We start from the raw sequence: 22,664 nt of genomic DNA, 5'->3' as shown, positions 1-22,664 counted from the left end.
AGTGATTGAACGTCAAAATGGGAACTATGTTGGGTACTATGCTGATTCAACTGCTACTGCTGTTCCAGGTGGTATTACTGATATCATTCAAAATAACTTAGGAAATAATATCAGGATTAATAATGTTTCTGTTAGTCAGCAAACAGATGGTTGGAATTGTGGTTTATGGGCATTAGAAAATGCTAGTGATATTAATCGAGTTCTAAACGAAAATCCTGTTGGGCAAGTGCAGAATATCATAAATATAATACGCGATTTTCTTGGAAGAGGCCACCCAAACAGAGATAGAAATTACTTTCAGAACATAAGAGTGGGCATTTCACAATTATTCAGGAATGATCCGGGATTTCAAGATGTGCAATTGCAAGCATACATTCAAAATAGAGAACAAATTGATCCATTACTACGTACTTATCTAGAATTAGGATATCACAGAGTAGGAGGAGGGTATGGATTAGTAGAAGCACCTATATCGCTTGGTGTTAGTGATTCCAGTAATTTTGGTGACCTGCCACAGTCGAGTTTAGAAGGTCCTGAAGCTAGTCGTGTTTCTGACCTTAGCAAAGGTAAAGGCGGTAAGTAGAGGTAATCGGTAGATGAAAGGAGTGTAACAAAAACCTTATGCATCAAGTAAAGATTGTGAGCAAATTTAAAGAAGTTAAGGTGGGTAACCTGTTTTTTTCTACTTGCAGCAATGTTTCAAAAAGTATATGTGTCGAGTTGGGTAAAGTTGAAGGAGGTTCTTAAATGAGCAACTATTAATTTGGTAGTGTATAACATTAATAAATTTAAATGATGCAACCATTTCCAGCAACAAAAATCAGCTAGCGTGAGAAGATTTTTTCTTGGAATCGCGTGGTCTACCGCTTGTTCTGTGCGAACTTTATCTTTATAATAATTCTACTATACCACAAAACTAGCTATATTAGCCTACTTTCACCATATTTAAATATGAACTAATTTACCTAATTTTGTTGCAAAAATTTCACACTTTTATTTTCACAACGCCGCTTTTATTTAAATTGTTCTCACGAAGGTAGGTACTTTTTTGCGATTTTGGAAGGAGTAAATAATTAAAATTTTTGTGGTGCTAAATTAGATACTTTTTTAAAATGTTCTACCAAGGGAATGTTCAAAAAAGTGTGTCAAACCGAAAAAAAAGTAATAAATTGATATAAAAAAATGGAGGTGTGACAATGAGTCAGAAAGTAGTAAACAGAACTAACGGATTGGTAGATTATAAAGAGTTGGAAACAAATATCCTGTCGTCTATACGAGAAGGAAGACCGTTGACAGGAAGGGAGGGAGCATTAACACCATTTATAAAAAAGCTGCTGGAAGCAAGTTTGGAAGGTGAAATAGAAAACCACTTATTAGCTGAAAGTGAAGAGAATAATCGAAGAAATGGGAGAAATGGAAAGACTTTACGGACAAGTGCCGGTTCATTTGAATTTTTGACGCCAAGGGATAGAGAAGGAAGTTTTGAGCCGCAAATAGTCAAAAAAAGGCAAACAAGCTTACATCCAGAGCTTGAAACGAAGATTTTGAGCACATTTGCCAGTGGTATGAGCTATAGAGATATAGCGTCACACGTTGAGGAAATTTATGATCACAAAATATCGGCGGCAGAGATATCAAGTATTACCGACAAATTACTGCCTATAATCAATGAATGGCGTAGTCGTCCACTGCAATCAGTATACCCGATAGTATTTATGGATGGGATGTTCTTTAAGGTCAAAGAGGATGGACATTGCGTAAGTAAATGTATGTACAATATATTGGGCATAGACCAAAATGGCAGAAAAGAAGTCCTGGGCTTTTATTTGGCTGAAAGTGAAGGAGCTAACTTTTGGTTGGGAGTGCTAAATGACCTCAAAGAAAGAGGAGTAGAAGATATTCTGATTGCATGTGTAGATGGGCTAAAAAGCTTTCCTGCAGCTATAAATAGTGCGTTTCCTAAAGCAGAAGTACAGCTATGTATAGTGCATCAGATAAGAAATTCACTAAAATATGTATCCAGCAAAGATGTGAAAGTTTTCATGAATGATTTGAAAAAAATATATCGTGCTACAAGTAAAGAAATTGCTGAAAATTACTTACTTGAGCTGGAAGAAAAATGGGGAGAAAAGTATCCTTTAGTTATAAAATCGTGGCAGAACAATTGGGAAAATTTATCTGGTTATTTCAAGTATTCTAGCCCAGTTAGAAGGCTAATTTACACCACAAATCCAATTGAGGGGCTGCACAGACAGATCAGAAAATTCACTAAAACCAAGGGCTCATTTACCAGCACAAATGCCTTGTATAAACAGGTATATTGTGCTATAAAGAAGGTAGAGCAAAAATGGACTATGGCTCTGCCTAATTGGGCTTTAACTATGTCTCAACTTGATATTTTCTTTCCAGATAGATTGAAAATTGAGTTGAACTAAAAATGCGCTTTGACACACTTTTTTGAACATTCCCAAGAATGGATGAATTTTATCCACTACACAGTAACTACAAGCCATCTCATATTTGCGAAGTGGATTATCTATTCCACCTATTTTCTCTTCAGTAAACCTTTGACCTAAAGCAGCATTATCCAACCTTACACCTGACCAGCAACCTTCATCTTGGAATACATTGTGCAAAAACTTCAACTTATCACCCTTAAAGTATTTTATGTGCTCCATAAAGTTATCTTGAAGGACTCCCACCCATCTCTTGATAGCTGACTTCCTCCCGGCAGCAACTGTTGGATCTGGATGTTTAATAGCTTCCTGTAATTTTTTGGACATCGTAGCCCGAAGCTCTTTCTGTGTTGGCATTAACCCCTCCTATTAAGTATTTATATAAAAAAGGCATTGTACAGACATTAGAATGGATTGCAATATTAAAATTACTAGAATAGAGGGTTTAATAAAAAAAACGTTATGGCTAAAACTTCTTTTCTTGAATTTTCTCAATATAATCAACAGAAAACCCTGTTATTTCAGCAATAACATCAATAGAAACACCCGCCTTGAGTGAATTTTTAGCCACAGCTATTTTAGCCTGTTTTTCGCCCTCTTCTCTGCTTTTTTCATGTCCGATTTGGATGGCTTCTTTATTTATGAGCTATATTAGCTGTGGTATTGTGTAGCAGATTATCCAACCTGGTGCTTCTCTACCTTTTTCCCACTTAGCAAACCTCATCTTTTCTTTTAGGTAATATTCTCTATAGGCTTCTATTGGATTACTACATTTATATCGATCAGGTAACGCTTGTGTAAAAATTTGTATATCAGCTGATTGAAAAATTAGCAAATCCTTATTATTATCACACCAATCTATAACTTCTTCGGATTTATGCGTTCTTTTGTATCGCAAGCTATACTCTATGCACAATTCTTTTCCATGCTTTATCAACCAATTAAAGTTTCCTTTTGAGTGTCTAGCCCATAGAGAACAAGGGTGGTTTTTGTGAGTAAGTTTATATGGAACTTCTATATTCTGGTCTGTGATGCTGACTAAAGGATTTGGCACTTTTAATGCTATTGAAAAAACATTACTTAATAACTGAGCAGTTTCTAATGGCATTTTTACTATATGCTTATCACATAACATTTGTGCCGCAATTGCTGGGTTTTCATCTAGTACAAAGATGTTCATCTAGACACCCAAAGATAGAATTAGCTTAAGTCTTTGACTTCGTTAACTGTAAGACCAGTAGTTTGAGCTATTATATCGATAGAAACCCCTGCTTTAAGTAGGTTTTTTGCGACTTCAATTTCCCTTTCTTTTCTGCCTTTTTCATGACCGATTTGGATGCCTTCTTCTCTGCCTTCTTCTCTGCCTTTTTCAGTAGCATCATCAAGTTTTTGAGCGAGGACAGCCTGTTCATCAAGAATACGTTTTATTTCCTGTTCATAGGCAATAAATTCTTTTTCTGACCAGTTAAATCTATTTAGCTCTTCATAGGCCTTTTTAATTATTACATCACTACCTATTATTTTTTCCAGCTCTTCTTCACTAGTCTCATCTGCATATCGAAAAAAATAAACCCATTTTTCAACTATATTTTCCAACTGATCTTCCTTATTCTTTGGAAATTTTGGCAACTCAATAAATATAAAATAGAAATCTTTTAGATCATGCTCATTAGTGTCTTCATCTCGAATAGTATGCTTTGATTTGTACTCAGATTTATTAGGAAACAGTACACAATCTGCTATAGCAATGAAGATAATTTCCTTAAGGTTATGATACTGGTCACCTTTATCAGCTTGCCTTGAGTAAGCTTTAGCAGCATAGTATTGAGCACGTTTTTCAAATCCTTTAGTTTTAGCGACCTGCATCTCGCAAATGTATTGAGCACCTGTAGAATCTCTACAGAGAACATCAACAATACTTTGCTTTTTAGCGGCGATATCAGGGTCTTGAATAGTACTTAAAAACTCTATATCATTTATTTCATTTTTACCAGTAAAGCCAAGAATATCATTGAGGAAGTGAATAAGGATATCTTTATTTTTTTCAGTACCGAAGATACGCTTAAACGATACATCATTTTTGGGATCAAGAAACTTCGAAAAAGCCATAAGACGTTAACCTAAAAAGCATTAATAATTATACACAATTCTGAAGAAATGTTCAAGTTTTTTATTTTTTTAAGTTTTGAATGCGTTGATGAAAAAAAATGTCTCCCATAGATGGCTTTAGAATGCTACTACGCACCTTAGAGGTTTTGGGGTAGATCTTTTTATAACCCACTCATAAAGCGCCTAAAAACCCCGGCAAATGAATTCATGAGCTATAAAGAGCTTTAAAAACACTTATTTTTGGTGCAAGGGCCTAACAAAAGTGCGAGCGTAAGCCTACCATTAGCTCTCACACCTTTCATAATAAAGAGCTTGAAGTCAACATTTTCATGGTAAATTTATGCTCACCTGTGTAATAATGTGTAGTTTATTTCTGTTAGCGGCATGGCAAAACGTACTACTATCTCCATAAGATACGAAATAGCGCAGAATGTAAGAAGCTGGATATTAAAGCGAAAATATACCCAAAAAGATTTAGCAAATAAAACAGGTATAGAATACTATACGCTGCTAAGGTATGTAAAAGGAAAATGTGGCATTCCAACTGAAAAGTTAAAACGTATAGCAAAGGCATTGTCAGTTCCTATTAGTAATCTACTTCCTCCACCAAGAGAAGACAGTTGTTTTGATAAAGATAAGGCGCAAGAGACGTACGATTTCATGGGAAAATACATGAAAACAAAGGGGAGAGGACCGCGCAAGGCAATTAATGCATTAACCAAATTTATTCGAGCTCAAGAGGAAAGTGATGTAAAAGCAGCAAGAATAAGAATGGCAAAAAATATGCTCGAGTTAGAATTTGATGCTGATATTATCTACCAAGCAACAGGCTTATCAATAGATGAATATGATAACAAAGAGCTAGTTGTCTGTAAGCGTCACAAGGAAGGACAAGAGATGAAGAAATGGAGGATAATAAGGGAATATACTCAAGAGGAATTGGCAAAAGAGCTCGGTGTAGCGCATTCACAAATACATAACTATGAACAAGGAAAGAGTACCTTTTTGAGCGAGGTGGCATGTAAAGCAGCAGAAATATTATCAGTGGATGATAAAGATCTGATAACGGAAGAAGATTACTATGAAGACGAGGAAGCGGAAAATGAGCTATTAAGTTTGACGAGAGAATTCAAAAGAATTGATAATCAGGAATCAAGAGATGAACTGAACATACTAATAGGATTTTTATCCCAAAGAAAGCAGATTTACAAAGAAAAGATCGACAAAGCAGAAGGGATAAAAGTAGCAAATAATCTACTTATACTAGGTATTTCTGTTGATGCTATTTCTTCAATCACTGGCTTATCTAGTGAGAACCAATCCTGAGCTTATTTTTTAAGAGTACGAATACAAAGTGATATCGCTTAAAGAAACCAATAATTATTAATATCTTCTATCTTTTCATAAAAAAAATAAACAAAAAAAATCGAAAAAATTGACTTGACTCCCGCCAAAATAGATGGCTTTATGCCAAAGCTACTAAAAAAGTAGCAGTAAACATTTAAATTTTATAAGAAACTAATTCAAGGTAAATTTTATGAATAATAAGAATAAAGACGAAAATGAATTTATAGAAGAAATAAAGAGAGTAAAACAAAGCGGAGGAGAGGCTCTACTAACGTGAATTCTGGATTAAAGGAGAATAGAAAAGGCAAGAAAACAGGGTAAACTCAGCAGTTATAAAAAAATAGATGAGGTTACCCATGGAAGATATAACAAAACTGTTTTGTTTGGTCGATGATTTTTGCAGAGATATAGAGAAAAATTTTGCAGATAAACTACTGCCAAATGGTAAAAAACCCACAAGAACAACGGAAATTGAGCACTCCGAAATCATGACAATAATCCTGCTATATCAACAATCTCCGTGTAAAAATTTCAAAACTTTCTATCTACATTACCTAACGTTGCTCTACAAATCAGAGTTTCCAAAGTTACCTTCATATACCAGGTTTGTTGCTCTAAAGCCTAGGGTTTTGTGGCATTTAGCAATGTTGTTGCATTGGCTTTGTGGACAGTCAGAAAACACTGGAATTTCATATATAGACACAACTCCCATTGCAGTTTGTCATGCAAAAAGAATATCCAAAAACAAAGTTTTTGCTGGAATTGCAAAATTAAGCAAGAGCACTTACGGCTGGTTTTTTGGTTTCAAATTACATATGGTAATCAATGAAAATGGTGAAATTTATGCACTTACGCTCACAAAAGGCAATGTTGATGATAGGATACCTGTGCCAAATCTGACGGAAAAATTAATCGGCCTTTTGTTTGGTGACAAAGGTTATATTGCAAAAGAGCTTTTTCAGAAGCTGTTTGACCGAGGTTTGAAACTTGTTACCAACGTGAAAAAAGGTATGAAAAATACATTGATTTCGCTAAATGAGAAGATTTTACTGAGAAAAAGGTCTATCATTGAGACTGTTTTTGGTTACCTAAAAAATAGACTAGAAATTGAACACACTCGCCATAGATCCCCTGTTAATTTTTTGGTTCATATCTTTTCTACTCTCATTTCCTATTCCATCAAATCCAAAAAGCCTTCTATTTCCTATTCTTTCTTCCTTCCTTAATCCAGAATTCGCGTTTATACATGACCTAAACGTGTTATCGAAGCTTAGTTATTTTTAATTGATTCAATAATTAGGTCAAGTTAAAATTCATAGTAGTCGATAAAAATTTGTATTGGAGTAGGCGTTATGGGTAGAAAAAATAAGCAAAGGGAAAATCTCACACCATTACCTTTGGCAAACAAGGTACAACCTGGTCCTCGAAGATCAGGTGGTGTTTGTGAATCTGATCAGATGAAAGGGAAAGGGAAAGGGAAAGATAAGAGTAAGAACAGGAATTTGGAACCGGAATTTGGTATACCTAATACGGGTAGTCTTCATGAATTAGTTGGTACACCTGATAGTACTCGTAGTTTTTGTATTTCAATTGGCACACCTGATGAAGTAAGGATGGATGAGCTTCAGTGGGATAATTACCATCTAGGCTCTACTAATGTAAATCAAGATCTAAAGTTGGGTCAGAAAAATCAAAAAGAGATCTCAACAACTTTCTCCCAGATTAATGAGAGTACTGGCTTGAACATAGTGCAAGAGACATCGGCACCATTAGAGAGTAAAAAAGGTGCTACAATAAATGTACAGTTAGATGGACAAAACAACAATAAAATTTTAGTAGTACCAGATGAGTGGGTAAAAGATTACAAAGAGAACAGTAACAGTCCATTAGGTAGTAATAAAACACCATTATCAGAAGATAAAAGTGATACTTCTAGTAGTATTCAAGAAACCACGTTTGCTAGAGAAAATCATAATGCTACAATAACGCTAAGTAAAGAAGATTTAAACCTGAGTATCAGTAACAATTTTGATATTAATAACTTTAATTCCCTCCACCAGAACAAGAAAAGTGGTAATAATTCAGATACCGAATTTATTGATAGTGATGGTTCAGGTCAGAAAAAAGTTAATAATGGAGCTGAAATATTTTTAGTATCAAAAGAAAATGCATCAAGTCCTATTTTAAGCAAAGAAAGTTTTGTTACTGCTGAAAATGAAAGTGAAACATATAAAAGTTCTGATGATAGTATTTTAACAGATTCAGATAGTATTTATACTCACGATGATCAGCAAGATTTTTCATTACGAAATGAACAGAGTAGTAGAAAAGAAGTTTCAAAAGACACTTTAGTGAAATTGGATGAAGAAAATAAAAGTATTGAAATAACTAACACAGATAACTTAGAAGCATCGAAGCACAATGAAGATGATAGTAATCAATTATTAAATAGCAGTGAACCACCGATTTCAGCGAGTAGCACTCCTGGCAATTCACCAAAAGAGGTAAGTAGGGAGAGTATAGATAGTAAATCATCAAGAATTCTTCAAAAAATCTGTTTTAGTGCTATAGATACAAGTGAAGGTAAAGAATTAGTCTACAAAACTTCAAGCTATAATCAATCGCAGAAAAATTCTAAAGGAAAGAAGGTCTCTTTATGTCTTACAGCATTGTCATGTGCTGTTTTTTTTGGATCACTGACTTCTTCATTTTTAGGAAAGCCTCTTATCTCTGATCAGAAAGGTAATCTCATATTATTGGCAATTTTGGGTGCCGCTTTTGTCATTTTAGGTTCTATTACCCTAGTTCTATATTGTTGTCCTCAAGCTAAAGAAAACAAGCCACTTGATACATTAGATCAAGTTAGCATAGATGATGCTAAAATCAAGATATTGTCATCATAAATTTGTGTAACCATTCACCGAAATACAAGGGATTTATAAAGTTAGGATAAGAGTACAGTTTGTAAAAGGATAACAGGATATGAAGGTATAATTTAGCAAAAATTAGAGACATTATATAGAATTTAAAATGCGAACTTGGAGCTTGTTAATCTTATCGTTTCTAATATTAAGTAATAGTTTTGTATATGCCAATAGAACAGTAATATCTTCGTGTGATGAAATACCTTCAGGTTATAGGGGCAAAATTTTTAAAATTAAGACTGATTATCCTGCTGAACCAAGTAATAAAGAAAGGCAGTGGGAATACATATCGTTTAAAGATGAACCACAGGAATACGCCTATACAATTTTAAAGTATATATATGATGGGAATATCGATTGTGATTTTGATTTACATTGTAATAAGATTGCTAATTGGTATCATGCACCATGGATGCATTATGGAGTAAATGGTAGAGAATTTGTTAATGGTTTAACGAGAGAAAGATCCTTTAAGCCAGGTGAATTACATAATGATCAAAAATCCATGATACAAAATTGGGCAATTTCTATTATTAATGAGCAAGGAGCATATACATATGGACAGGTATGGAAAGATATAAACAATCCTGATATTACCAAAGGGAAATTCTTAGATGGTACAGTAAGCACAAAATTAGTATTTACAGAAGCAACGGATGAGAATATTCCAACTCTTAAAAACAGTATTACTTGGACTGGTTACATAAATCATTCTGAGAAAGGAACTCCAAAAGTATTTAAGGAACTGAGGTTATTTCAAATTGATTTTTTAGTTAAAGATAAGAGGTCAGAAGAAACAGGATGGGTTGCAGGTACGTTTATTTATGATTATAAGATGAACAATAAGAATCCATGGTTTAATATGAAATTATTAGGAGTTGCATGGGGTAATGATTCTAATTATTTTACATCAGATTACATAATTGGGAAAAGGTTATTGGAGTGTTGGATAAATCCTGATGTGATAAAAGGTTCTTTAGGATATTTAGGTAGGCTTAATGGTCCAATAGATAATAAAAAATCTTCGTGTTTGTCATGTCATAGTACAGCACAGTATCCCGAAAAATCTACATCAGTACCATCCAAACAAGCAACAGAAGCAGAAATAAAGTACTGGTTTAGAAATTTAAAGGAAGAATCATTTGATGAAGGAGCATTTAATTTTGATTATTCCAAGCAGTTAAGCCATGGGATTAGAAACTACTATAGTGCTAAAGAAGAGAATGATTCAATTGGATGTAACAATTTTAATTATAAAGATGCCGCTAAAATAAGTTGAGAAGAAATGCCTGACTTTAGAGTCACGAAAGATTTGTTTATTTACTCTTTCCAAAATCGCAAAAAAGTACATATATTCGTGAGAACAAGCCGCGTAAAAATAGGTTTGTAAAAATAAAAGCACAAAATTGTTGCAACAAAGTTAGGCAAATTGGTTCGTATATAAACGTGGTAGAAGTAGGCTATTATAGCTAATCTTGTTGTATAGCAAAGTTACTATAAATAAAAGTTTGCACAGGTTACGCGGTAGACCAATCGATTCCAAGAAAACTTCTTCTCACGGGTTGCGATCCTAGTTGCCGGAAATGGTTGAGTTGCTTGATTTTTTAATATCACTTATTAATAAATTAGTAACAATGCATTAAGGAGTGCTATTGCAAAAATGTTTTGGTGACTGTATAATTTAAAAGATAGGTTGTTAATATTGGGTGAAGTGTATGTACAATTCACAAAATTTAAAAGATCAAAACTGTGATCAGCTAGAGTTTGGTTCCGAATCCAACCAAATCACTAGAGTTCCTATTTCAATTTTCACACAGATAAGAGGAAGAAAAAAAGAAGAACACAAAATGCTCCTAGAGAAATTAAGAAAAGAATTCCCTGATGGCTTCAAGATAGGAGCTGCTGCAGGTAGGGGAGATTGCTTTTTTGATTCTGTTGCACAAAGGTTGAATGAACTAAAAAATAAGGGTCAAGTTACAAGTAGTAAAAATTTCAATGCAAAGTTATTGCGAGAGGATTGTGCAAACTATGCTAAACAATATGAATTTGATGTAAGTAGCTGGGTTTATAGAGGAGTAATGAATGATAATCAATCGAAGCATAGCAGTAATCAGTACCTCCATTTCAGTGACTACCTAGAAAAGATTAAAGCCATGTCTCAAGAATTAGGTTCTTTTGACCCTATCTGGGGAAGGCCAGAAATTGAAGGCAGGATGATTGCTAATAAGTACGATGTAGAGCTTTATTTCTATGGAATCAGTGAAGCAATTAGTGGTGAGGATATTCAAAAGATTATAGTCACTAAAATAACATCAAATGATGGTGATCCAGAAGTTTTTATGGAAGGGGAGGATCTTGATAAGTTAAAGATAAATTGTAATGAGAAATTTGTTGGAATAGTGAATTACAGAAACCATTTTGTACCGCTGCTTAACAACATCGAAAAAGATATTGAGAAAAATGAAGAAGTTCCTAAAGAAGAAGTTTATGGTATGGAATGCATGATTCAGGAGAATATCCCTAAGCAAGACATGTCTCAGATTACAACATTCCACAGTAGGGATTCTAACAGTAGAGAGTTAGATTCTAATCACAAAAGGACTACTGTAGTAGAGCCAGAAACAGATACTAATCAAACTGCCACAGAAATCAACAAACAAAAAACTGGATGGAAAGAAAGTAAGAAGCTTTTTTACACTTCATTAAAGAATGATGCTATTGGAATTATGATTACAGGATTATTAATTGCTGCTACCATAGTGGTTCCATCTATAGTTGGTGCGGTAATTTTTGGTGCTGTTGCTGCTTTATGTGCAGTGACTACCGTGTTGCATATAAAAAATTCTACATTGCCAAGTTACAGAAAAATAGAAGAACCAGAAGTTGAAGCTCATGGCCAAAGGGAATTGTTTCCTAGCTCAAGAAATTAAAAAACAGTCTAAAAATAAAATACCATAACATACATAGAAATTGCTTGAACTACTAATTTGACCTGATAACATATTGGAAATTGAACATAGTTGGGTTTTTACGTAATAATTAGTAAGGAGTGGTATGCTTGAGGTGGAACATCCAATAGATTACTTAAAAAAAGAAAAAACTGGTTCAGAAACATTGGAAGGAGCACAACATGTAAAGCAGATAGCTTCGCAACGGAATACTCTCCGCTTCAAACGTTCAGATGATAATCCAAAGTTACCAGAAAATTTTAAGGTAGAACAGGCAATTGGTGGTGGAGATTGTTTCTTTGATTCAGTTGCGAAAGGTCTTAAACAACTGAAGCCCGATATGGAATTCACAGTAGAATCTTTATGTAAAGTTTGTAAGGATCTTGCTGTAGGTAATCAACAGTTAAAGAGTAAAATTATTAAGGATGCTAAGAATCGTCATGATCCAACAACAATTGCTCCTGATAATAGTGTTAGCGATGATGAACTTTGGGATGCTTATTTAGCTAGCATTGAATATGCTAGTGAAGATATAAAGAAAATGAAAGTTGATAACCCAAGTTTATATCAATCATTAACTAGCTCAAAGTATGGAAGCGCACTAAAGGTGCCTATATGGGGAAGACCTGATATTGAAGGTGTATTAATTTGTAAAGAATATAATATAAAATTACACGTTGTTGAAAAACATATTGTAGAAGGGCAAGAGGTTTGGCTACATCAAATCATAGATAGCGAAGGTTCTAGGTCTGTAGATGATATAAGTTATAATGAGGAAAACACTATACACCTAATAAATAGGGGTAATGCACATTTCCAGCCAATATTGAGTATACAAAGGATCCAGCACAAACAACAATCTCCTGATCCTTCTGACTACGATGATGAGATAACACCTGAAGAGGAGTTGATTAATACTGTAAGGAGTACTAACTCAGAAGAAGAAAAGCTAATAAAGATCGAAAGACTTTTTGAAAAAGAACCGAAACCAAATATCAATTTTCAAGGCAAAGATAATGATACACCTTTGCATATTGTTGTTCGCAAAAAGGAATTAAAAGTTATTGAATGGCTTGTGAAGAATGGGGCAAGAATTGATATCAACAATAATAGAAATAGAAGCCCAATGGATATTGCTAAACGTCATGGTGGGCAAGATATTGTGCGAATATTGGAATCAAGTGTTCAATCAAGTCAACAAGTTCCTATTGAAGAGCAACCATCAATTCAGCAACAACTTCAACAAAAAAGAACTAGAGCTGATTCTGAAGAAGATAAATCAGAAGATAGTAATAAAAGGCCAAGAACTTCTTTTCAAGCAGTAGAACGGGAACCTAGAGGAGCAAAAAGGACACAGAATGGTCAAGAAGCACCAAGCAAAAAAGTAAAACCTTCGTCTCAAGAATATACTAAATCTGGATTAGTACATACCTTACATGGTGATATTTATCAGTTAAAGTTATTAATGCTGTTTGTGAAAAGAGGATTAGGTAGAGGGTATCTTTTTAAATTAGCAACGGAAATGGATACAGCAGAAAAGTTTGATGATTTGGTTTTTCAATATGAAAAGAATAACGCAGATGGAATAGAAGAAAAGGTAGGGAGGTTTTTGCAAGCTAAGCATAAACAAGATGAGAGTAAAACGATCTCTGTTAATGATCTGCTTACACAAACAAAAACAAAAGGAGAATTTAGTCTACAAAAATACTTTATTTCTTACCGTAAAATCAAACAAAATCGAGAGTTTGAGAGTAATCAATCAGCAGATAAAACTAGTAAAGATTTTGTTATTTGTACAAATATTGGTTTTAAATTTGGTGATAAAAAATGTGATCTAAAGCTAAGTGAAGACATCTTTGATAAGAAAATAGATGAAAATGATATCTTAAACACTGAACTTTATCGATTTAAGGACAATTTTACCGGAAAGGAGCAGATAGTTTTAGTATTAAAAAACGCTCCTGATTTAGTTAAGTTAGCAAAAAAGCTTGCTGAGTGTGTGTTAGATGATAAATTTATAAGCGATGATAGGTCTAACAATGATCCAGAAGGCAATCTTTTTAAATCATATCAAAGTGCGTTGATAGACAAAGTTATTGATAAAGAAAGTCACAAACTAAGTGTTGATTTTGTGAAAGGACAGCAACTGTCTTTAGAGACTAAAAATCTTCGAGTTGCTTTTGAAAAAGTATTTAATGATCGGAGAAAGTCTTTTAATTTAGATGATAATCCTACTATCTCTAATTTAGAAGGCTTTACTAAGGAATTTGCTAAGCTAATATTAGAAAATCAAAGTGTTAAAGCTGTTAAAGTTAAGAAAGGAAAGCGTGTTATAAAGGACGATTTTGATAAGTTAGCTGGGTATGTATTAATAAAAAAAGATGGCAAGATAAAGTTTAGCACAGCATTTTTAAATAATGATGAATTGCCAGGTAATTTAAATATTTTTAGAAAAGGTTTACGAAATGAGCTTACGGATCTTAACCTTGATCAATACTGGTTTGAAACTTATAAAGACTTCAAAACTTGTGAGGAAACATATGTAGATAAGGATAATTTTTGGGAAAAAATAAAAGAAAAAGAATTAAAGTTGTTTAAGGATTTTGGAAAGCTAGATACCAATCTCCAATCTACAGAAAAATTTGTAGAAAAATTTGTTTCTTTGCTAGAAGAAAGTGAATCCAAAGAAAATCGAGTTGTAAAAATACGAAGAGAAAACAAGATTATTAGCGAAAATATCGATAAATTAGCTCAACATGTACTGATTGAGGAAAACGAAGGAATAAAATTTAATCAAAGGATTTTCGATGGTGGATATGATAACAGTAAATTGCCAAGTAATTTAAATAATTTTGTCGAGCAATTAAGAAAAAAGCTTAGTTTTGATTTTAACGTACTTAAAGAGTATAAATTTTATATCAGTAACTTTCCTAAAGTTAACTTGCCAAGTGATAGTATCAATAAAATAGAAGAGGACATAAAAGATTTTTTAAAGCACTTAAAATTTGCAGTTAATCAGCCTAATGAAGTTGAGCTTGGCGAAATTATTAAAGATGAGCTGGGTAAAGAATTTAACAGCATTGATAGGAAAAATGTTTATAGTAGGTTCTTAGAGAAAATGCTGGATTGGATGAAAGACAAAGAAGGAAAGTTTTTCACACATGAGGAAGGAAAAGCTTTTTTTGAAGAAATAAAGAAAGAAATTTTTGGGTCAATCTGGTTTGATGTGAAAGATCCAGTGAGATTATTTACTGGAAGAGAGAAGGAATTAAATAATCTACATAAAGCAGTACAGCGTAATTCCAAAGGTACTGTTATCTCACAAATGACTTCCATTAGTGGTTTGGGAGGAATAGGCAAAAGTGAACTGGCTAGGAAATATGCTACAAAATACAGTTGGAAATATGACGGTAATGTTATATGGATTAACGCTGAAAATTTTAAGAGTATGGAAAGTTCTTTTTGGAAGTTAGCAAAAGATAATAGATTAGGTGTTCCAATAAAAGATAGAGATGAGGAAGACAAGACTACAGAGTCTATAGTTAAAGAAATATACCAATTCTTTGCAAAGAGGAAAAGTTTGTTTATTTTTGATAATGCAGAAAAAAATAATGACTTGAATAAATTTTTACCACTTCATAATTTACCACCTGATGCTAACAAGCCTTACATTTTAATTACTTCTCGTGATAGAGAGTGGGAAGATGGAATAGAAACGGTTGAAGTAGATAAATTAGAGCTGGAAGATGCAATAGAGTTTGTCAAGAAAGGGCTAGATATATCTGAAGAGGATGACTCACAAAACCAAGAGATAAAAAGTTTAGTAGAAGAGAAACTACAGTGTTTCCCTTTAGCTATACAACAAGCAATCGCATATATTAAAGACCAGAGAGTAACGGGAGAATTTACAATCGCTAATTACTTAGAAAAATATGAAGAAAAAAGAAAAGAGCTGCTTGAATCTGATTTATTTAAAGGAATTGACAATGATTATGAGCGAACAACTTTTACAACTTGGCAAATTACAATTGATAAAATAGCTAGTAATGAACAATATGGGAAATTGGCTTTAGAAATTCTGAATACTATAGCTTACTTTGCACCTGAAAATATCAATAGAGAAATATTTTTAAATTTAGCAGAAGGTAATGAAGAGCAGTTGAAATCAGCTGTGCGCTTACTTGTGAAATACTCAATGGTAAATGGTGAGCAAAAGCAAAGTGTGTTAAATATCCACAGATTAGTACAAGAAGTAACAAGGTTGCAGTTAAAAGAAGAGAGAAAAGAAAAGGAAGTTTTAAGGGAAGCTTTAAAATTAATAGAACATATAAATGATAGCAGTCACGTTGTATCTGTATGGAGCTATGTAAGTCAATATAATCAGTTAATTAATGATTTTATTGATTCTAGTTATTCTACTTACTTTACTTACAGTAAAAATACTATTAGTAAAAGTAGTATCTTACATTTAATAGCTAAAAATGGTGATGCAAAAACTATTGAAAATATATTAACAAGAATAGATCCAAAGAAATTAAGCATAATTATTAATGATAGGGACCAATTTAACAGGACTCCTCTGCACGTTGCTGCTGCAAGGGATGATCTAGGTATAGTCGAACATTTGGTAAAGAACGGTGCTGATGTTAATGCTATTGACAATAGTGGCTGGACTCCTATTCAAATGCCAGCTGCCTCTAATCAATTAGAGATAGTAGAATGTCTAGTTAAAAATAATGCTAATGTTAATATTCCGGACAGTTATGGAATAACTCCTCTTGATAGAGCTGTTGAAAAGAGTAGTTTTAAAGTAGTAAAATATCTAGCTGAAAATGGTGCTAATATCAATATTCCCGACAAAGATAAAAGAACTCCTCTTGATAGAGCTGTTGAAAAGAGTAGTCCAGAGATAGTAGAATATCTAGCGAAGAGAAGAGGTATTAATATTGATGCCCCGCACAAGGGCTGCACTCTTCTTCAAAGGGCTGCTGATCTGGATAGGTGGGATATAGTAAAATTTCTATTAGAAAAAAGAGATAATCCGAAGGTTAAGTGGAGCGATGACCCGAATCTTCCTCAAAAAGCTGCTCGTGCTGAAAAGTGGGGTATAGTGAAGTTTCTACTTGGAATGGGCGCTGGTATTGATGATACAGACAGCGAGGGTAAGACTCTTCTATACATTGCTGCTGAAAAGGATAATTTAAAATTAGTAAAAAAACTAATCGAAAAAGGCGCTGATGTTAATAGTCAAAAAGGGAAGGATGGGCCTCTGCACATTGCTGCTGCAAAAGGTCATTTAGATGTGGTAAAAACTCTAGCAGACGCAAAATCTCTAGGTAAAGGAAAGGAAGTAGGTATTAATGCTAAGGGCAGCAAAGGTAGGACTCCTGTTTACAGAGCTGTTGAAGGTGGCCACATAGAAATAGTAAAATATCTTGTAGGTAAAAAAGGTGCTCGATTTAAGAAGCGGGGTGACGATGGTTCTCCATTGCTTCTTGCTGCTAAGAAAGGTAAGCTGGAGATAGTAAAATTTTTTTTAAGAGAAACATTCACTAAGAAGAGCAAAGGAGGTTATCTGGACAAAAAAGGTAAGTGGCAGAAAACAGCTGGTAAGTTTGCAAGAGTAGGAAATAGTGATGTGAGTGAATGGGCTGAATCAATTGCAAGGCTCAATGAAGAAAGTTACTCAGAGATATTAACAGTTATTAAGGAAATTAAAGAAAAATTACAAGAAGAAAATAGCGTGAACTTAAGTGAATTTGAAAAATTAGAACGTAAGCTTAACTCTCGATCATGCTTACCAAGTACAAGTGTATTTAGTAGAAGAAGAAGAGAAGTGAGTGCTGAAAAGTGTTTATTCACCTGGGAAGATGTAGATGAATTCAATTTAGAAAAAGACGAGAACAGAGATTTTGGTAAAATTAAGGTAGATAGTGCAAAGTTTCTTGATTATATCAAAGACCTACCAGAAGAAAAGCTTAGTCAATTAATTGGGTTAGTAGACCAAGTTGAAATTACAGGTAAATCTCAGAGTTTAATTAATAAGCTAATCTGTAACCAAAAAACCATGAATTATCTGAGTAGGGTAGAAAAAATCTCAGGTATGACCATGCACGGAATGATGGCTAAGAATATATTAGCTGACTTTTTAAACGATAATTATCAAGGGGTAGCAGTTAACGTGGGTTTTATTTCCGGTGGCCAAGGATTTGCTAAAGTTGCTGAAGCTGCATCTCTTAAGGGACTAGAATTAGCCTCGGGAGGAAAGTTTTTACTTAGTAGATCTTTAAAAGCAGCATCACCTTTTCTTGCTCGTGGAACTTCAGCCTTTATTGTCTATGATTTAATAAATCAGGTAAAAGAATATAAAAATGGCACTGAAGAAGCACTGATTGGCACAGTAGGAGATGGTATTTACTTAGGCGTTGATGCTGCAGAGATTGGCATAGAAGTTGCTGAAGGTTTTGAATTATTAGAAGGAGTTTCATCTGTTACTGGACCTATTGGGGCAACGATTGGAGCTGTAGTGTTTGTTGGCACCGATATTTATATGGCAGTGAGAAGAGTTGATAAAATTGATGAATTTATTCACTTAACTGGGAGTGAAAAGTTTATTGAAGGATTGCGTGCATTTATAGGTATGGAACCTCGGCAATACATAGAAGAGTTAATGGAAGAAAAGCAGCTTAATAATCAGCTGGTTAATCAAGGACTTGAGTATTTACAGCAGCATAGTGATATTAAAAGGTATATTTTTCCAACTGGAAAACAAGTTACAGATTCTTGCTTACAAGTACCATATGATGCAATCGAATGTATTAGGCGTGGTGGATTGGACGGCAAGTGGTGCTTTGCCACACAAACAGTAACAAAATATTATCAAGAATGTGCAACCAAGTTTCAAGTAGATTTGAATAATGAAGTACTACTTGATAGCAAAATACCTGATATAAAATGGAGCAGAGCAAGACCAGATGACCCAAATGGTGGAGAGTTATTTTGTTTACCACAAGGAGATTATGAACCTGCTCCAAGTTATGGGTCCTATTTTTGTGAAAGTGCAATGGGGGTAAATGATTTAAATAGAAATAAAACTGGAAATTATACTCTTATTAATTTAGGAGAAGGTGATGATCATGCGAAAGGATTTGCAAATAGTCCTAATATCTTTGTAGTAAATGATGGATTCAAAAAATATTACGGTGGTAATAAAGATGATATATTCATTTTACAGGGAAGTGCTATAAAAGGGTACTTATCTGGAGAAGCTGGAATTAATACTTTGGATCTTACATCATTTGCTCGAGAAGAAGAGAGTATGAATGTGAGATTAGATATAGGTAGGGTTGAAGATTACGATCAGAATAATTCTCTTGGAATAAGTAGAATAAATAGATTCTTAGGTAGAAAAGATAAAGCAGATAAAGTATTTATTACATGCAATAGTGATACTAGTAATATTAAGTTTATAGATGGGCAAGATGGTAGTGAAAGGTTTAAAGATCAAATAGAAATATACGATGAAAATTGTGGCTATGAAATGCAGATAGTGATAAGGCCTAATACTGTTATACATAATCGAGCATTAGAGGGAAACTTTCATTATACTGTACCATATGGGCTTGGTAGTGCTAAAGTTGATTTTATTTATTCTTCTGAAGATTTGAATGTAAATAATACTTTTACATTTGAATATGAACCAGTTGAGATAAAAAATATTAATGTAAGAAATATCAATGTACTAAATAAGACTTCACATGTAATTACATTCAATTTTGCACCAATGTCGAATAAAGAATTTAATATAACAATTTCTGGTGCATTCAATCCTTCTTATAGATTAGGCAGCGGTAGTGAAATAAAAGTAGGAAATAAAGGTAACCTATATATGCTGCAGAATACTAATGAAGCTGTTGATGAAATTATAAAGGCTTACTTACCTGTAGCAAATCGACTCAGTAAGATGTCATTCCTTATACAATCACTAGCAAATAATGAAACGGTGGTGATAGGAAGTGGTAATTATGAGGTAATACACAACAATCCACTACATAAAAGTCATCTGGTTGGCAATGGTGGTGAAAACATATATGTGATTGATTCTACAGATAAGAAAATTGATAGACTTCCTGAAGTAGTGATTTACGATCTTGATGTAGAAAGTTCAGTAGATACAATTGACTTGAGAAATTTAGTGCAACAAGCAAAAGGTAAGTTATCGAATAAAGAAAGTTTTGAATTAAAAATTATAAAATTAGCAAATGATTTATTATTAAAAGGAGAAATAACTGAATTAAAGAAAAGAGAAGAATCATTGGCAAGTGGAATGAAAAAGTATGAGTATTTTACTGTAAGGCTAAAAGATGGGGTGAATTTGTATAACAAGACTCATGTAATTGTGAATAATGTTCCAATGGGAATAGACTTTGATAACAATGAGTGGAGTTTAAAACCATTACCTTTAGTGTTTGAAAGAGATAAAGAAATTATTATCGTAACCAGTCAAGATATAGAGGCAAACACTGAACTAATAACAGCAAAAAGAGCAGGAAACTATAAGTTTGTGCGTGAAAATGGTAATGATCTAGTAATAACTAATGCTTTTGACTATAATGTTGCTAAGAATGATCTATGCACAATAGTACTGAGTAAGTTTTATGAAACACCTAAAATGGCAACACTATCTATCAAGTTTGCTGATAAGGAAATAAACCTAAAAGATCATCAGGAGAAAATAAGTACTGCAAGGGATATAAATGTTGTAAAAAAAGAATATAAGGATCAAGTCTATAGTGATGTTTTCCATTACACAGGAAGTAAAGTAAGTCCGGAAGTGATGTTATCTGATCAACCTATGGGTCACAAGCATAGACACGAACATAGTAGACAGCAAACACGTCATCGTCGTCACCATCATAATAAGCAGGATTTATCACATGCAGTCGGAGAATTAAGTAATCAAGGTAATATAGCAGTAAGTAGTAGTACAAGGCTATCTTCACGTATAAATGATTTGTTTGGCTGGATAAAAAGCTCTATAGGTGGATTATTTAATTCTAAAGCTACTTCAGCTGAGGAAAGGCCGAAGACTACAAGTTCAATTTCACAAGTTGATGCAAAAATAGATGTGAATAGTACAATAATGTTACTTGATTTATTGATGAGAAAAGTTACAGGACAAAAATATATTTCTACGGTAGAGCAGCCGGTACCTTTGTTAGAAGCAAGAGGTTATGCGTTAAATATTACAGAGAGATTTGAGAAAGTAGTAGAGCAAGCTGCAAAGGGTAGCAAAATATCAATGCACCGGTCAAATATTGATTTTATGGAAATGGAGAAAGAGATTACTGGAAAAGTTATAGGTGGTAAATTTAATGAGATTGCAGGGGTTTTAAGTTCATATGTAGAGAAAGCATGCCCTGGTAGAGAAGCAGGATGTCCTGGTAAGTTAAGTTCGAAGAAATTTGACAAGTTTATAGCGCAATTTAATAAGGGGCTGGATGTTGTACTAAACCAATCAATACAACAGATATTACACAATGGAGATGGTACATTAGAAGTTGGTGGTGCAAAAAAACAGCAAATGGGGAATGTTCAAAAAAGTGTGTCAAAGCGCATTTTTAGTTCAACTCAATTTTCAATCTATCTGGAAAGAAAATATCAAGTTGAGACATAGTTAAAGCCCAATTAGGCAGAGCCATAGTCCATTTTTGCTCTACCTTCTTTATAGCACAATATACCTGTTTATACAAGGCATTTGTGCTGGTAAATGAGCCCTTGGTTTTAGTGAATTTTCTGATCTGTCTGTGCAGCCCCTCAATTGGATTTGTGGTGTAAATTAGCCTTCTAACTGGGCTAGAATACTTGAAATAACCAGATAAATTTTCCCAATTGTTCTGCCACGATTTTATAACTAAAGGATACTTTTCTCCCCATTTTTCTTCCAGCTCAAGTAAGTAATTTTCAGCAATTTCTTTACTTGTAGCACGATATATTTTTTTCAAATCATTCATGAAAACTTTCACATCTTTGCTGGATACATATTTTAGTGAATTTCTTATCTGATGCACTATACATAGCTGTACTTCTGCTTTAGGAAACGCACTATTTATAGCTGCAGGAAAGCTTTTTAGCCCATCTACACATGCAATCAGAATATCTTCTACTCCTCTTTCTTTGAGGTCATTTAGCACTCCCAACCAAAAGTTAGCTCCTTCACTTTCAGCCAAATAAAAGCCCAGGACTTCTTTTCTGCCATTTTGGTCTATGCCCAATATATTGTACATACATTTACTTACGCAATGTCCATCCTCTTTGACCTTAAAGAACATCCCATCCATAAATACTATCGGGTATACTGATTGCAGTGGACGACTACGCCATTCATTGATTATAGGCAGTAATTTGTCGGTAATACTTGATATCTCTGCCGCCGATATTTTGTGATCATAAATTTCCTCAACGTGTGACGCTATATCTCTATAGCTCATACCACTGGCAAATGTGCTCAAAATCTTCGTTTCAAGCTCTGGATGTAAGCTTGTTTGCCTTTTTTTGACTATTTGCGGCTCAAAACTTCCTTCTCTATCCCTTGGCGTCAAAAGTTCAAATGAACCGGCACTTGTCCGTAAAGTCTTTCCATTTCTCCCATTTCTTCGATTATTCTCTTCACTTTCAGCTAATAAGTGGTTTTCTATTTCACCTTCCAAACTTGCTTCCAGCAGCTTTTTTATAAATGGTGTTAATGCTCCCTCCCTTCCTGTCAACGGTCTTCCTTCTCGTATAGACGACAGGATATTTGTTTCCAACTCTTTATAATCTACCAATCCGTTAGTTCTGTTTACTACTTTCTGACTCATTGTCACACCTCCATTTTTTTA

Annotated in this window: 12 protein-coding genes and 1 pseudogene; 8 read left to right on the top strand and 5 right to left on the bottom strand. The window is 33.8% G+C overall.

Annotated elements, in window-relative coordinates:
* Position 1 precedes the first annotated feature (1 nt).
* Positions 2–583 (top strand): hypothetical protein, encoded by a 582-nt coding sequence (locus tag OPR49_RS07470; protein ID WP_319803100.1) that lies wholly within the window; start codon positions 2–4, stop codon positions 581–583.
* Positions 584–1,196: 613 nt separating this feature from the next.
* A complete protein-coding gene (locus tag OPR49_RS01025; RefSeq protein ID WP_265027183.1) occupies positions 1,197–2,435 on the top strand; it encodes an IS256 family transposase in 1,239 nt (412 codons plus the stop codon).
* On the opposite strand, the gene OPR49_RS01020 is transcribed toward OPR49_RS01025, so the two are convergent.
* The 4 genes and pseudogenes from OPR49_RS01020 to OPR49_RS01010 all read right to left on the bottom strand — a co-directional run bounded on the left by OPR49_RS01020 (position 2,376) and on the right by OPR49_RS01010 (position 4,565).
* Positions 2,376–2,813: a hypothetical protein gene (locus OPR49_RS01020; protein ID WP_320157600.1), complete on the bottom strand. Its 438-nt coding sequence runs from the start codon at positions 2,811–2,813 to the stop codon at positions 2,376–2,378. The genes OPR49_RS01025 and OPR49_RS01020 overlap by 60 nt on opposite strands.
* A 109-nt stretch (positions 2,814–2,922) precedes the next feature.
* Positions 2,923–3,093: pseudogene (locus tag OPR49_RS07740) on the bottom strand (pyrimidine dimer DNA glycosylase/endonuclease V); the annotation flags it as partial.
* A 9-nt stretch (positions 3,094–3,102) separates the two neighbouring features.
* A complete protein-coding gene (locus OPR49_RS01015) occupies positions 3,103–3,636 on the bottom strand; it encodes a pyrimidine dimer DNA glycosylase/endonuclease V (RefSeq protein WP_253307348.1) in 534 nt (177 codons plus the stop codon).
* 20 nt (positions 3,637–3,656) lie between these two features.
* Positions 3,657–4,565, bottom strand: coding sequence for an Rpn family recombination-promoting nuclease/putative transposase (locus OPR49_RS01010; protein ID WP_264688169.1), 909 nt, complete (start codon positions 4,563–4,565; stop codon positions 3,657–3,659).
* Positions 4,566–4,949: 384 nt separating this feature from the next.
* Between OPR49_RS01010 and wmk the strand changes: the two genes are divergently transcribed.
* From wmk to OPR49_RS00980, 6 genes are all read left to right on the top strand, one after another.
* Positions 4,950–5,891 carry a WO male-killing family protein Wmk gene (wmk, locus tag OPR49_RS01005; RefSeq protein ID WP_265027182.1) on the top strand — a complete coding sequence of 314 codons (942 nt, stop codon included), beginning with the start codon at positions 4,950–4,952 and terminating at the stop codon, positions 5,889–5,891.
* Between the two features lie 377 nt (positions 5,892–6,268).
* Positions 6,269–7,138, top strand: coding sequence for an IS982 family transposase (locus OPR49_RS01000; RefSeq protein WP_458694421.1), 870 nt, complete (start codon positions 6,269–6,271; stop codon positions 7,136–7,138).
* A gap of 126 nt (positions 7,139–7,264) precedes the next feature.
* Positions 7,265–8,815 carry a hypothetical protein gene (locus OPR49_RS00995; RefSeq protein WP_265026897.1) on the top strand — a complete coding sequence of 517 codons (1,551 nt, stop codon included), beginning with the start codon at positions 7,265–7,267 and terminating at the stop codon, positions 8,813–8,815.
* Positions 8,816–8,942: 127 nt separating this feature from the next.
* A complete protein-coding gene (locus OPR49_RS00990) occupies positions 8,943–10,115 on the top strand; it encodes a hypothetical protein (RefSeq protein ID WP_265026896.1) in 1,173 nt (390 codons plus the stop codon).
* A 436-nt stretch (positions 10,116–10,551) separates the two neighbouring features.
* Positions 10,552–11,766: an OTU domain-containing protein gene (locus OPR49_RS00985; RefSeq protein WP_265026895.1), complete on the top strand. Its 1,215-nt coding sequence runs from the start codon at positions 10,552–10,554 to the stop codon at positions 11,764–11,766.
* 124 nt (positions 11,767–11,890) lie between these two features.
* Positions 11,891–21,460 carry an ankyrin repeat domain-containing protein gene (locus OPR49_RS00980; protein WP_265027181.1) on the top strand — a complete coding sequence of 3,190 codons (9,570 nt, stop codon included), beginning with the start codon at positions 11,891–11,893 and terminating at the stop codon, positions 21,458–21,460.
* Here the strand turns inward: OPR49_RS00980 and OPR49_RS00975 are convergent.
* A complete protein-coding gene (locus OPR49_RS00975; RefSeq protein WP_265026724.1) occupies positions 21,405–22,643 on the bottom strand; it encodes an IS256 family transposase in 1,239 nt (412 codons plus the stop codon). The genes OPR49_RS00980 and OPR49_RS00975 overlap by 56 nt on opposite strands.
* Positions 22,644–22,664 lie beyond the last annotated feature (21 nt).

It is taken from the genome of Wolbachia endosymbiont (group A) of Bombylius major (assembly GCF_947251895.1).
GTDB classification, from domain to species: domain Bacteria; phylum Pseudomonadota; class Alphaproteobacteria; order Rickettsiales; family Anaplasmataceae; genus Wolbachia; species Wolbachia pipientis.
The sequence above is the reverse complement of the archived record's forward strand: the minus strand, read 5'-3'. Positions and strand labels throughout refer to the sequence as shown.